Below are 12,317 nucleotides of genomic sequence, written 5' to 3'. Positions count from 1 at the left end.
CGCCAAGACTTGAACATCGAGATTGTGTCGCTGATTAGCGACTCTCTAGACACCGTTCAGGAGACTCACTCGCGCTACTTCCAAGGCCGCGACGTCGCCGCGGCTAGCTAAAAGCCTCTCTTTCGACCTTGCACGAAAAGGCGAGGCTCATCTATTCGGAACTAAAAGTCCTGTCCTTCATCCGGCTCTCGATCGGATCGGCTGATGAGGTCGCGGATCTCGGGTTCATGCTGAAGCATCCAGGCGACAGCGCTGTTCAGGCTGTCGAACTCAAGCAGCCATGGTCGACGCCCTGACGCGTCCCGGCAGTACGCGTAGCAGTGGTAGCGCGGGCCATTGCCGGCCGAGCGTGCGGTGACCCAACCAAGTGGCGGGCCGGGCTTGACCTGGATAACCCAGAAGCCATGGGCACCTGGCATTGGTGTGTGCGCGTGGGGATGGCTCGGTACCGGTTTGCTCAGAGCCGTCCTTGCTGCTTCGCCACTCCCACGGACTCCCATCCTCGGAGCATTGCACCTACCTCTGACAAGAGGCTCAAGGCTCGTGCGTGGATTGCTCCTGCTCCTCGAGGGTGGCTTCATATGCCACCTGCAGGTCGGCAGCCTCCCGAGCCTGGCTTGCAGCCAGTCGTTCTTCTAACCGCTGGATGGACTCCTCATGCTCTGGTGCGAATGACTCACGTCGGAGGTAGCGAGCCATCGTGAAAACAGCATCCGCGGAGAGAGAGAGGGCGACTCTGTACGTGCTGAACCACTCGTAGCCGTATGGCGAGTGAGGGTCCAAGGTTGGCAATTCATCGATGAGTATGCCTAAGCGCTCTAGGTAATCGCGGGTTAGCTTGTCTGCGACCAGGATTCGAAGAACGTCAATGCGCAGAGACCGGTCGCCCGTCCAAATTGTCCGAAATGTGGGGACATACGAACGACCTCCCGCGATCTGCCCGGGGCTTGGCGCGGCATCCTGGAATTCGCGATGAAGCGAGACATACTCTTCAAACAGGTCGAACGCCTTGTTCCGAGACTCAAGAAATTTGGCGTCTTGCTCCTCCTGGACGCGGTCACCTCTCCGCACCTCCGCCTCGTGCTGGTGCCTCGATTCCTCTAGGCGGCTTTGATCCTTCGATGAACGTATTTGCGCAATAAGGGTAAAAGCTCCGCCGAGGATTCCACCCAGAAGTGCAGCCCCGAGCGTTCTGATCCACTCCCAGAAGTTGGGGTCCGCAAGAAAGTCGGCGTTCATAATCAGTAGTCGAGGAAAGATTCGACGAGCGGTGCGCCGTTCGAGCCGACGACCGTGCATTCGACGGTGGCACGACGTTCAGCCCCGAAAGCATTGGTGATGTCGGCACCAGCTTTGAGGAACCACTTGTCGTCGACGATCTGACTCGTGCCGTCGATCAGCCAGTCACCATTCCAGCCGTAGACGTACGTGTCCTGTCCATACTGATCGCAGGCGGTCACAGCCCAGCCGGCGTCTAGGCCACTACTAGTGGTGGTCGGTCCGGCAGGTTGCACTGGGGCCGCAGTAGGTGCTGGCGTGGAACTGGTCTCACTCGGCTCCGGAGACTCCTCGGCGTCAGGCTTGCTCACGCTCAGAACGACCGTCTCGCCCTCTTGAAGAGGAGAACCCGCCGCCGGGTCCATGCTGTCGACGTTCCAGTTCGACCGTATGAAGACGTGATCGTCACCAGCGTCGAACTCGACCTCATAATCCGCCAAGCTGTCCTCAGCGGCTGCTCCGTCCATCCCCACGACATCGGGCACCCGCGGCAGGGGGGCAGGCTCCGAACAGCCGGCAAGCACGAGCATGAGGCATGCGACGACGCTGGCGGTAGTGGTCTTCTTCACGGTTCCCCCTAAGCCGCAACAACCGTCACGAGTGTCCTGACTATAGGGATGACAGACCCTCAAGTCGAGTCCTGGCTGCTGCAGCCAACCTGACGCAATCCGTGTGTGAAAAGGCACTATGCCGCCCGAGGGCCGTGGCCTGGGGGGAGAGGGGGGGTGCGGCCCAGGTACGCGTCGTCACACTGCTCATCGGATCTGGGTAGCTAATCGTCAGTTCAGATCGTCAGCTATTCACGCCTGCTCGAGTTGCATTTCGCATGGCGTAACAGGCCGAGGCAGCGCCGTCCAGAACCCTTAGATCGTAGGTATGAGACGAGCAAAAGGAACTGGCAGCTTCTCCCGCGTACCAGCCGATGAGCGTGCCCCCCTCCGGCATTGGAAGGCGGCCCTTGACCTCCCCCGGTCCGGAGACGGCAAGCGACGGCGGCAAGTGTTCCGCTCCAAGGATCGGGCAGTCGTGCTGCGAAAGCTTGAGCTAGCCATTCATGCCAGGGATAGCGCTATACGCCGGCCCAAGGTCCCCGCCCTGTTGGTGACGCCCCCGCTCGTTCCAAGTGGCAGCACGGGTGAGTGGTTGCGCTACTGGCTAGTGGAGATCGCAGGTCGGGAGGTCAAGCCTCGGACTGCGGCGAACTATCAGAGCACGGTGCTCAACCACCTTCTGCCTCAGGTTGGGCAGGTCCCACTTGTTGAGCTGAGCGCAGCAGACGTCAGGGGCGTCACGAGCGCCGTCCTCGACAAAGGACTCTCGTCCACCACCGCGCTACACGCTTACCGTGTTCTCGCCATAGCTCTCGCCGCTGCTCATCGAGAGGGACACACGTACCGGGATGCAGCCAAGCAGGTCCGTCCTCCCCGGAAGACACGGCCTGACCTTGCGGTCCTTTCAGCAGACCATGCTCGGACCATCATCGATGCCTCTCGCAGTGACCGTCTCGGGTCGCGGTGGGCGGCAGCGCTGCTGACGGGCGCAAGGCAGGGTGAGCTTCTAGGACTCGAGCTAGACCGCGTTGGTGACTCGCTTGACCTGTCGTGGCAGTTGCAGCGACTGACCTGGACACACGGATGTGGCGGAAGGTGCGGGTGGAATCGAGGGGCCGACTGCCCTGACAAGCGCGTAGTCGCGCCTGCGGGGTTCGAGAGTCGTCACCTCACTGGGGGACTGTGGCTGACCCGTCCCAAGTCGGCAGCGGGGTGGCGGCAAGTGCCTCTCGTCGGCTCCCTCCGCATTGCTTTCGAGGCGAGGCGCGAACTTGCCATGACTGAGGCCAATCCGCACGGGCTGATGTGGACCGGATCGGTTGTGACGGGCGCGCCTATCGACCCCTCCGTGGACAATCGTGCGTGGAAAAACTTGCTCCGTGGACTGCAGGTGCCCCAGGCCCGTCTGCATGACGCCCGGCACACCGCGGTGACCCTGTTCTATGAGGCTGGTGTTCCCGAAGTCGTGACCATGGACATCGTTGGTCACTCAACTGCTGCGATGACTCGGGCTTACAGGTCGACGGGAGAGACAGGGCGGCTGGGGCAAGCCTTGCTGAGCCTGCAAAGCCTCATCGAGGGGACTCGTGACTACTAGCGCGATATCTGGCGGGCTTGCCCACGGAATGCCCACAACCGACAAGATCGAACAGGAGAGTGACAAACCGAAGTGCGTCCGGGTAACCCGTAAGTACGGGCATTTAGGTAATGATTGACGAAGCCGGACGCTGTTGGGGTGGGTTCGAATCCCACGCCCTCCGCCAGACGGGTCGCGCGTTCCGCGACTGACGCGACCCGTGCCTCCTAGGCCTTGGCGGCGGCGTAGGTCGCGAAGGCCTCGCCGATCAGGGTGCTGAGATCGCGCCAGGTGGTGTCGTCGACCGAGACGGCGGCGTCGCCGTCGACGAAGCCCGCGTGCTTGTGCAGCACGTCCGAACCGACGGCCGGCAGCACGAAGAAGTCGCGGGTCCAGTCGTCGGTGTCGGCCATCACCGGCGCGCGGTACCAGTCGAGGTAGCCGTCGAAGACGTCGTTGCGCTCGTCGCCCTTGAGCCAGGTCTCGACGGAGTCCCGCCACGCGTCTCGGTTGGTCTCGCCGTTCATGTGGTCCTCCCGGGCCTGGTGCGCGCGCGGGAGCGTCCGCGACCGCCCGTCCAGTCTCCCAGGTCGGCCGCCGCGAGGGCCGCCGTGACGACCTCCTCGGGTGCCGTGCCCGGAACCCCGCCAGAGGCCCTCTCCGACCCCCGTGGCCCCCGAAGTGGAACGCTCCGTCCCCCCGAACAGGGACTGAACGCCGAGGCACCCCCGTGTTGCACTGATCGAGCCCCCCGTTGCGGTCCCGCACCGGTCGGCACCCCGGGTGGGCCGAACACCGCCCGGGCCCCTCGACACCAGGACCCCAGCCATGACCCACATGACCCCGACGACCCGCGCCGCCGTCGTCCTCGGCGTCGCCGTCGCCCTGACGGCCGGCCTCGCGGTCGCTCCCGCGCGAGCGCACGCGGCCCCCGTCGACCCCTCGGCGACCTCGGTCACGGCCTCGCCGACCACGGCGTCGAGCCCGCCCGCACGGTCGTCCAAGTCGGCCGAGCGCGCCATCGCCGCCTTCACCTCGCGCGGCGAGCGCGGGTCGACCGGGGCGCCGGTGTCGCCCGACCCGACCTCGACGTCGGTCCCGTCGGTCCCGTCAGTCCCGTCGGTGACGACGCCCGCCGCGGTCTCGCAGACCATCCGCACCACGCCCACCACGACGCTGTTCCGGGGCGGTCTGTACGTCGACCCCGCCGGTGAGGCGGCGCGCGCGGCGACCACGCTGACGTCCGAGGGACGGACCGCCGAGGCCGCGGCGGCCCGCACGATCTCGAAGCAGCCGGTGGCGACCTGGCTCGGCAGCTGGCTGACCGACGCCCAGCTCGTGAAGAAGATCGACGGCACCGTCGCCGCCGCGGAGAAGGTCGGCGCGACCCCCCTGTTCGTCACGTACAACATCCCCAACCGCGACTGTGGCAGCCACTCGGCGGGTGGGTCGGCCGACAACGCGGCGTACCTGCGCTGGAACTCCCTCGTCGCCTCGCGGCTGGCGGGCCACCGGGTCGTCGTGGTCGTCGAGCCCGACGCCCTCACGCTCATCAGCAACTGCCCCGAGCAGACGAGCGGGCGGGAGGCCACCATCGCCTCCGCCGTCGCGACCCTGGCGGACGCGGGCGTCCCGGCCTACCTCGACGCCGGCAACTCGAACTGGGTGCCGCCGCAGACCATGGCCGCGCGCCTCAAGGCGGCCGGTGTCGACCGCGCGCGCGGCTTCGCGACCAACGTGTCGAACTACTACCCGGTCGAATCCGAGCGTGCCTACGCCGAGAAGGTGTCGCTGGCGACGGGAGGCGCACGGTACGTGATCGACACGTCGCGCAACGGTCGCGGCTGGAAGGGCACGTGGTGCAACGCGCCCGGGGCCGGCCTGGGGGTCGTGCCCTCGGTGCAGACCGGCACGACGAAGCTCGACGCCCTGCTCTGGATCAAGACGCCCGGGGCGAGCGACGGCGAGTGCAACGGGGGACCGGCCGCCGGCAAGTGGCACGCCTCGTACGCCGTCCAGCTCGTCGCGAACCGTGCGACCGGCTGAGTCCCGGCATCGGCCCAGGACCGCCTGGGTAGTATCTCCATCTGCCCGTACACCGAACGGTGCCCTTCTGCCCGCTCGATCCTCGAACGATCCCGAGGCCGCGCGAGCGAGGGTCGCCCTCGATGACCGAGAGGACACCGCGTGAGCGACCTTCGCGACCGATCCGGCCGTGGCCGACGAGCTGCCCGACCCGAGGCGACCGCCTCCGGACGCCGTTCCGCCCCCGCGACGACGGGAGTCGCCCGACACGGCCGGCTCAAGAGCGGAGGCGCGGTGCGGGCCGTCACGAAGGTGGTGGCCGCCTCGGTGGCCGTCCTGCTCGTGAGCGGAGCCTCGGTCGGCGCCATCGCGGCGTACCAGGTGCGCAGCGACCTCGGTGACGGGGTCGAGCTGCAGGCGGCCCAGGGCGAGACCACGAAGCCCGCTCCGCCGTCGATCAGCGAGTACGAAGGCGGCTTCAACATCCTCGTCGTCGGGACCGACAACGACGCCAGCCAGGACCAGGGGGCGTTCGGCGAGCGGGACGCGACCCTGAACGACGTCAACATCCTGCTCCACGTGTCGGCCGACCACACCAACGCGACCGCCGTCAGCATCCCCCGCGACATGGTCGTGCCGATCCCGTCGTGCGCGAAGGAGGACGGCTCGGGGTACTACTCGGCGATGTCGGCCCGACCCATCAACGAGGCCTACTCGTACGGCGGGCTGAGCTGCGTCGCCTCGACCGTCTCGAGCCTGACCGGTCTCGACATCCCCTTCGCGGGCATGATCTCGTTCAACGGCGTCATCGAGATGTCGAACGCCATCGGCGGCGTCCCCGTGTGTGCCGCGACGCCCATCAAGGACCGCTACACGGGTCTCGACATCCCGGCCGGCGAGACCGTGCTGTCGGGTGCCGACGCCCTGGCCTTCCTGCGCACCCGCCACGGCGTGGGCGACGGGTCCGACCTCGGCCGCATCAGCAGCCAGCAGGTCTACCTCTCGTCGCTGTTGCGGACGGTGAAGAGCGCCGACACCCTCAGCAACCCCACGAAGCTCTACTCGTTGGCCCGCGCCGCGGCGAGCAACATGACCCTGTCCGACCAGCTGACCAAGATCGACACCATGGTGCAGATCGGTCTCGCGCTCCGGGACCTGCCGCTCGACGCCGTCAACTTCGTCCAGTACCCCGGCACGACCGGAGGCTCGGGCGTCTACGAGAACAAGGTGCAGCCCGACGAGGCCGTGGCGACCCAGCTCTTCGACGCGATCGCGAACGACGTCCCGTTCTCGATCCCCGAGGGCAGCACCGGCATCGGCTCCGAGAACACCGCCACGGGTGACGGTGCGGCGGCGACACAGGCCCCGGCCGCTCCGGCCGAGACGGCTGCTCCGGCCCAGACCGCTGCTCCGGCCGACACGGCGGCACCCACCGATCCGGGCGCGGGGGCGTCGACCACGCCTCCGACGACCGAGGTCATCGAGGGGCTCACCGGCCAGACGGCGGCCGACCAGACCTGCTCGGTGGCGTTCGGCTCGAACTAGGCGCTCCGCCGAGAAGTCGCCCCGGCGAGTAACCAGCTCGCCGGGACGACCGGTGACCTCAAGCGGCGGCCCGAACCGGCACGCATGAGAACCCCGCGATGCCGGGATCAGGGGTGCGGCACCGTGGGGGGTGTGGAGGCCGGCGTCGGTGCCGGCGGCGAGCCCCTCGGGCGCAACCGTTCGGGTGCGGCGCTCGATGGTGGGGCACGTGACGCGGCGACCGTCGGGGGGCGTGTTCGGCAAGGGTGAACGGGCCCGTGCTGTCGGGCCCCGGCCCCTCGGCCGTCGTCGGCGTCAGGGGTACTCTATGTGTCGGCACAAATGCCGACAAGCCGATCACGCCCCCCAGAGCGGGTGGGGCACGGGTGGTTCTGTCCACGCCCGTCCCGGCCGGACGTCCGACCGGCGCCGGGCCCCGGTTCGGCATCTGGCCTCCGGGCCGCTATGCTTGTCCCTGCGCGTTCGCTCGCGAGCCGCATGGAGCCGTCGCATAGTTCGGCCTAGTGCACCACCCTGCTAAGGTGGAGTTCCCTTTGTGGGAACCGTGGGTTCAAATCCCACCGGCTCCGCGGAAAGCCACGTCGGTTCTCTCTCTCGCCAGAGATGTTCCGGGGTGGCTTTTCTTCTGCCCGCTCGAGGGCCCACCGACGTCGCCCGGCACGGGGCCTTCCCGCCCCGTCGCGCGTAGCGTGATCGGTGACGACGAGTCGTCTCGACTGCAGGGAGAACCACGGGTGAAACGCATCCACTACACCGACGAGTACCTGGTCACCGGCGACGCGATCGCGGCGGCCGTCGTCGAGTACGCGCGAGCGCTGGCGATGCAGAACAAGTCCGACATGGTCGACCTGCCCGGCATGGATCGTGGCGGGGTGCACCAGCGGTTCCAGGTGCTGCTCGGTCCCGCCAGCCAGATGCTGGTCTCCGAAGAGCAGACCGACGAGGCCGAGATCGACGACGACGCCCTGGTCGACGACATCGAGGGGCGCATCGGCCGCCTCCGCGGAATCGAGCCCCAGACCGCCGAAGCGGCCGAGCGCATCTCGCTCGACAGCGACGAGTTCTGAGCCTCCCGCACTGCCCGACGCCTGTCGTCCACCCCGTTGTCAACCCCCACGCTCGATCGGACGACCGACTAGCGTCGAGACCATGAGTCCCTCCGCGCCCGCGCGCTCGACCGACCCCGTCGAGCCGGTCACCCTGGGAGGCGCGGGTCCGGTCGTCGGGACGGCCACCGCTCTCGTCGTCGAGGGGCTGCGATCCCGTCCGGCGCCCTCGGTGGGCGACGCACTCGACCTCGCCGTCGAGCTCGGTCGACACGGGGCCCTGCCCGGACTCGGCTCGACGGCCGACCTCTGGCAGGCCCTGGCGACGCTCGCCGCCCACGATCTCGGTGAGGCCCGAGCGGCCGAACCGCACCTCGACGCCCTCGCCATCCTCGACCAGCACGCCGAGGTCGGCGCCGCGACCGCCACCGAGATCCTGTCCGACGAGGACGACGGCAACCGCTCCTCCGTCCCCCCGCGCGCTCGGACCGCCGACCCGTTCACCTGGGGCGTGTTCGCCGCCGAGGGGCCCGGCGTCCGTCTGACGGCGACCCGGGGCCCGGACGGGTCGGGTCCGTGGTCGCTGGCCGGCACGAAGCCCTGGTGCTCCCTGGCGGGCACCCTCGACGGCGCGCTCGTCACCGCCTGGGTCGGCGACGAGCGTCGGCTGTTCTCGGTCGACCTCCGTCAGGCGGGCGTGACCGTGACGGCGGACGCCTGGCACGCCAGGGGCCTCGTCGAGATCCCCTCCGGCCCGGTCGACTTCGACGACGTCGAGGCACGCGAGGTCGGCGCCCCCGGGTGGTACCTCGAGCGTCCCGGCTTCTCGTGGGGCGGGATCGGCGTCGCGGCGTGCTGGTACGGCGGCGCGGTCGGCGTGGCCCGCACACTGTTGGCCGCGGCGGTGACCGCCTCGTCGCGCACGCCGGAGCGCCCTGCCGACCCGCACCTCCTGCAGGCCCTCGGCCTCGTCGACACGCGACTGGCCGACGCCCGCCGGGCGCTGGTCGAGGCCGCCGACCTCGTCGACGCCGGTGAGGCGACCGGTGACGCCGGGCGGCTGCTGGCCAAGCGCGTCCGCGGGACCGTCGCCCACGCCTGCGACGACGTGCTCGCGCGGGCGTCCCGTGCCCTCGGCCCGGCCCCGCTCGCCACCGACGCGGCCCACGCCAAGCGCGTCGCCGACCTCGAGCTCTACCTCCGCCAGCACCACGGCGAACGCGACGACGCGTCGCTCGGCCAGACGGTCCTGCGTCGGGCCGTGGCCGACGGACGTCCCACGTGGTGAGCTTCGACGGTCGCGCGCCGGGGACTCCGGTGGAGACCTGGGAGGCCGACCCGCGCCTCCTCGACCTGCCGCAGCTCGATGGCGCCGTCGTGCCGACCAACGCGTCGCGCGTGGTCGTGCTGGCCGCCCACCCCGACGACGAGACCCTCGGTGCCGGCGGGCTCATCGCCCACGCGGCCGCCCGGGGCATCCCGGTCATGGTCGTCGTGGTGACCGACGGCGCGGCCTCGCACCCCGGCTCGACCTCGAGCGCCGAGGACCTCGTCGCGACGCGGGCCGAGGAGGCGCGGGTCGCGGTGGACCTGCTGGGTCACGACGTCGAGCTGGTGCACTGGAGCATCGCCGACGGGACGGTCCGCGAGGCCCGTGCCGAGATCACCGAGCGGCTGCGTCCCCTGCTGCCCGGGCCCGGTGGCCTGCTCGTCGCGCCCTGGCGCGGCGACGGGCACCGGGACCACCGCGTGCTCGGCGAGATCGCCGCCGAGCTGGCGGCCGAGGCGGACCAGGCCGGCACGACGGTGCTCGAGTACCCGATCTGGCTGTGGCACTGGGGTTCGCCCGACCACCCCGACGTGCCCTGGCCGTCGCTGCGGCTGTCGCCCCTGGACGCCGTCGCCGACGCCGCGAAGCGCTCGGCCCTCGCGGCGTACGTCTCGCAGCGCCGACCCCTCTCGACCGCGCCCGAGGACGCACCCGTGCTGCACCCGGTGTTCGAGCGGCACTTCACCCGCGGGCGCGAGGTGTTCGTCGTGGCCGGGTCGCAGGCGGACGGTCGGGACGCGGGCGGCCAGGACACGGACGGCCAGGGCGCGGGCGCCGCGGCGTCGGTCCCGGCGACCGAGGCGACGTTCGACCGGACGCACGCCCGCCGCGCCGACCCGTGGCGGGTCACGACGCGCTGGTACGAGCGCCGCAAGCGCGCCCTCACCGTGGCGTCGCTGCCGCGTGAGCGCTACGGCCGCGTGCTCGAGGTGGGCTGCTCGATCGGCGTGCTGACGGGCGACCTGGCCCCCGCGGCGGACCGCCTGCTGGCCCTCGACGTGTCGTCTGTCGCCGTGCAGGCCGCCCGCGAGCGGCTCGCGAACATGCCCCACGTCACGGTCGAGCAGGCCGACGCCGCCGCCGACTACCCGTCGGGCACCTTCGACCTCGTCGTGCTCAGCGAGGTCGGCTACTACCTGGCCCCGGAGGCGTTCGGGCGGTTGGTGGACTCGATCGTCGACGGTCTGGCCGACGACGGCGACGTCGTGGCCTGCCACTGGACCCAGCCCGAGGGGGACTTCCGGCAGCACGCGGACGACGTCCACGCCCGGCTGGGCGCCGACCCGCGCCTCCACCGGGTCTCGCACCACGTCGAGGGCGACTTCGTGCTCGACGTCTTCTCGCGCGACCCCCGGTCGGTCGCCCAGCGGACGGGCCTGCGATGAGCGACGCGCCCGCCCGATCGACCCCGGCCTCGACCCCGGCCCGCCCCGTTCGTGCCGTCGCGGTCGTCGTCCCCGCGCACGACGAGGAGGAACTCGTCTCGCGCGCCCTCGACGGCGTCGACGTCGCGCGGCGGCACACGGCCAGGACCCATCCGGAGGTGCGGGTCGTCGTCGTCCTCGTGGCCGACGCCTGCACCGACGGAACGGTGGCGGCCGCTCGTGCGCACGCCCGCGTGACCGTCGTCGAGATCGAGGCCCGCGGGGTCGGCGTCGCACGGGCCGTCGGCGTCGACGTCGCCCTGGACGAACTCGGCGCGCCCTCGGACGACCTGCCGCTCGACGCGGTGTGGCTCGCCTGCACCGACGCCGACTCGGTCGTGCCGCCGGGCTGGATCGACGACCAGCTCGACCGGGCCGCCTCGGGCACCGACGTCGTGATCGGGACCGTGCGCCCGGACTTCTCCGACCTCTCGCCGCGTCAGATCGCGGCCTGGACGGCCCGGCACACGCCCGGGCGGCCGAACGGCCACGTGCACGGCGCCAACCTCGGGGTGCGGGCGTCGTCGTACCGGTCCGTCGGCGGGTTCGCACCCGTCGACCTGCACGAGGACAACGTCCTCGTCGACCGGCTGCGCGACGCCGGCGCGACGCTCGTCGCCTCGGACGTCGGCGAGGTGCTGACCTCGGGACGGCGCGACGGACGCACGTCGGGCGGCTACGCCGGCTACCTCGCCGTGGACCTGCTGGCCTGACGAGGCCGGCACCGCGCCTCCTCGTCCCGAGCCCAGCGTGTCGCACCGCGTTTCGTGCACGGCGCCGCGTCTCTACCCGGTGCCGTGCACGAAACGCGGTGCGGTGCGGTGCGGTGCGGACCGGCTCAGGCGACGGGCCCGAAGCCCGTGCGGAAGCGCTCGAACGTCGTCGCCCAGTAGGCGCGGAGGGCGTCGACGCGTTCGTCGTCGGTGGTCGTGTCGGCCCAGGGGTCGTAGACGCCGCGCAGCACGGCGATGACGGCACCCCAGGTCGAGTGGATCAGCAAGGACGTGGTCAGGTCGTCCCGTGAGGGGCCGACGGCCAGGCCGATCACGTCGCCGACGCGTTCGGTCATGGGGACGCCGACCGCGAGCACGTAGGGCAGCAGGGGTTCGTGCGTCCGCAGCAGGTGGCGGAGGCTGATCATGTAGTCCACGAGCTGGGTGTCGACGGCCGACAGCAGCAGCAGCTCGAGCAGGTCGATGTCGGTGCCCTGGAAGGACGCCAGCATCGACAGGTCGGAGGCGTCGACCGCCGCGCCCGCCTTGTTCAGGAGCACCGAGGCCACGGCGTCCTCTTTGCACGAGTAGTGGTTCGCGAAGGTGCGCCTCGAGTAACCGGCCAGAGCGGTGACGTCCTCGACGACGAAACCGTCGAAGCCCTTCTCGGTCGCCAGTCGGAAGGCCGCGTCGGCGAGCCCACGGCTCGTCGCCCGACGCTTCTCGTCGCGCCCGCCGACCGCTTCCGTGCCGAATCGGGTGAGGTCCCCACGCGCCGGAGTCTGCTGCATCGGACCATCGTGCCGGGGCTTCCTGAGAATTTCCATGC

General features: G+C 70.0%; 11 protein-coding genes and 1 tRNA gene. 8 read left to right on the top strand and 4 right to left on the bottom strand.

The features are described from left to right. Positions 1–534: 534 nt before the first annotated feature. Positions 535–1,239 (bottom strand): hypothetical protein, encoded by a 705-nt coding sequence (locus tag QRN23_RS12415; protein ID WP_285063683.1) that lies wholly within the window; start codon positions 1,237–1,239, stop codon positions 535–537. A gap of 2 nt (positions 1,240–1,241) precedes the next feature. After that, positions 1,242–1,847 carry a YPYG domain-containing protein gene (locus QRN23_RS12410; protein WP_285063682.1) on the bottom strand — a complete coding sequence of 202 codons (606 nt, stop codon included), beginning with the start codon at positions 1,845–1,847 and terminating at the stop codon, positions 1,242–1,244. 307 nt (positions 1,848–2,154) lie between these two features. On the opposite strand from QRN23_RS12410, the gene QRN23_RS15480 reads away from it, so the two are divergent. After that, the gene (locus tag QRN23_RS15480) at positions 2,155–3,426 is read left to right on the top strand and encodes a tyrosine-type recombinase/integrase (protein WP_350224704.1); all 1,272 of its coding nucleotides are present in this window, start codon (positions 2,155–2,157) and stop codon (positions 3,424–3,426) included. Between the two features lie 206 nt (positions 3,427–3,632). Here QRN23_RS15480 and QRN23_RS12405 read toward each other — a convergent pair whose 3' ends face one another. After that, positions 3,633–3,932 (bottom strand): hypothetical protein, encoded by a 300-nt coding sequence (locus tag QRN23_RS12405; RefSeq protein WP_056047292.1) that lies wholly within the window; start codon positions 3,930–3,932, stop codon positions 3,633–3,635. Positions 3,933–4,233: 301 nt separating this feature from the next. On the opposite strand from QRN23_RS12405, the gene QRN23_RS12400 reads away from it, so the two are divergent. From QRN23_RS12400 to QRN23_RS12370, 7 genes are all read left to right on the top strand, one after another. Next, positions 4,234–5,451 (top strand): glycoside hydrolase family 6 protein, encoded by a 1,218-nt coding sequence (locus QRN23_RS12400; RefSeq protein WP_285063681.1) that lies wholly within the window; start codon positions 4,234–4,236, stop codon positions 5,449–5,451. Between the two features lie 141 nt (positions 5,452–5,592). Next, on the top strand, positions 5,593–6,975 hold the full coding sequence (locus QRN23_RS12395) for an LCP family protein (RefSeq protein ID WP_285063680.1): 1,383 nt from the start codon (positions 5,593–5,595) through the stop codon (positions 6,973–6,975). Positions 6,976–7,454: 479 nt separating this feature from the next. Continuing rightward, positions 7,455–7,544: transfer RNA gene (locus QRN23_RS12390), tRNA-Ser, on the top strand. Positions 7,545–7,709: 165 nt separating this feature from the next. Then, complete coding sequence (locus QRN23_RS12385) at positions 7,710–8,042, top strand: hypothetical protein (RefSeq protein ID WP_285063679.1); 333 nt, start codon at positions 7,710–7,712, stop codon at positions 8,040–8,042. 82 nt (positions 8,043–8,124) lie between these two features. Next, positions 8,125–9,309: an acyl-CoA dehydrogenase family protein gene (locus QRN23_RS12380; RefSeq protein WP_285063678.1), complete on the top strand. Its 1,185-nt coding sequence runs from the start codon at positions 8,125–8,127 to the stop codon at positions 9,307–9,309. 29 nt (positions 9,310–9,338) lie between these two features. Then, positions 9,339–10,736: a PIG-L family deacetylase gene (locus tag QRN23_RS12375; RefSeq protein ID WP_285063677.1), complete on the top strand. Its 1,398-nt coding sequence runs from the start codon at positions 9,339–9,341 to the stop codon at positions 10,734–10,736. Then, the gene (locus tag QRN23_RS12370; RefSeq protein WP_285063676.1) at positions 10,733–11,488 is read left to right on the top strand and encodes a glycosyltransferase; all 756 of its coding nucleotides are present in this window, start codon (positions 10,733–10,735) and stop codon (positions 11,486–11,488) included. Before QRN23_RS12375 ends, QRN23_RS12370 begins: the two co-directional genes overlap by 4 nt. Before the next feature lie 125 nt (positions 11,489–11,613). Here the strand turns inward: QRN23_RS12370 and QRN23_RS12365 are convergent, their stop codons facing one another. Next, positions 11,614–12,279, bottom strand: a complete 666-nt coding sequence (locus QRN23_RS12365; RefSeq protein WP_159825087.1) for a TetR family transcriptional regulator — start codon at positions 12,277–12,279, stop codon at positions 11,614–11,616. Positions 12,280–12,317 lie beyond the last annotated feature (38 nt).

The organism is Frigoribacterium sp. ME-P-080 (assembly GCF_030209595.1).
Taxonomy (GTDB): domain Bacteria; phylum Actinomycetota; class Actinomycetes; order Actinomycetales; family Microbacteriaceae; genus Frigoribacterium.
This window is presented reverse-complemented; position numbering and strand designations above follow the sequence as displayed.

Excerpts from the sequence above, each read along its gene's own strand:
- QRN23_RS12415 (WP_285063683.1), bottom strand. The coding sequence starts at position 1,239 with ATGAACGCCGACTTTCTTGCGGACCCCAACTTCTGGGAGTGGATCAGA.
- QRN23_RS15480 (WP_350224704.1), top strand. The coding sequence starts at position 2,155 with ATGAGACGAGCAAAAGGAACTGGCAGCTTCTCCCGCGTACCAGCCGAT.
- QRN23_RS12405 (WP_056047292.1), bottom strand. The coding sequence starts at position 3,932 with ATGAACGGCGAGACCAACCGAGACGCGTGGCGGGACTCCGTCGAGACC.
- QRN23_RS12400 (WP_285063681.1), top strand. The coding sequence starts at position 4,234 with ATGACCCACATGACCCCGACGACCCGCGCCGCCGTCGTCCTCGGCGTC.
- QRN23_RS12380 (WP_285063678.1), top strand. The coding sequence starts at position 8,125 with ATGAGTCCCTCCGCGCCCGCGCGCTCGACCGACCCCGTCGAGCCGGTC.
- QRN23_RS12370 (WP_285063676.1), top strand. The coding sequence starts at position 10,733 with ATGAGCGACGCGCCCGCCCGATCGACCCCGGCCTCGACCCCGGCCCGC.
- QRN23_RS12365 (WP_159825087.1), bottom strand. The coding sequence starts at position 12,279 with ATGCAGCAGACTCCGGCGCGTGGGGACCTCACCCGATTCGGCACGGAA.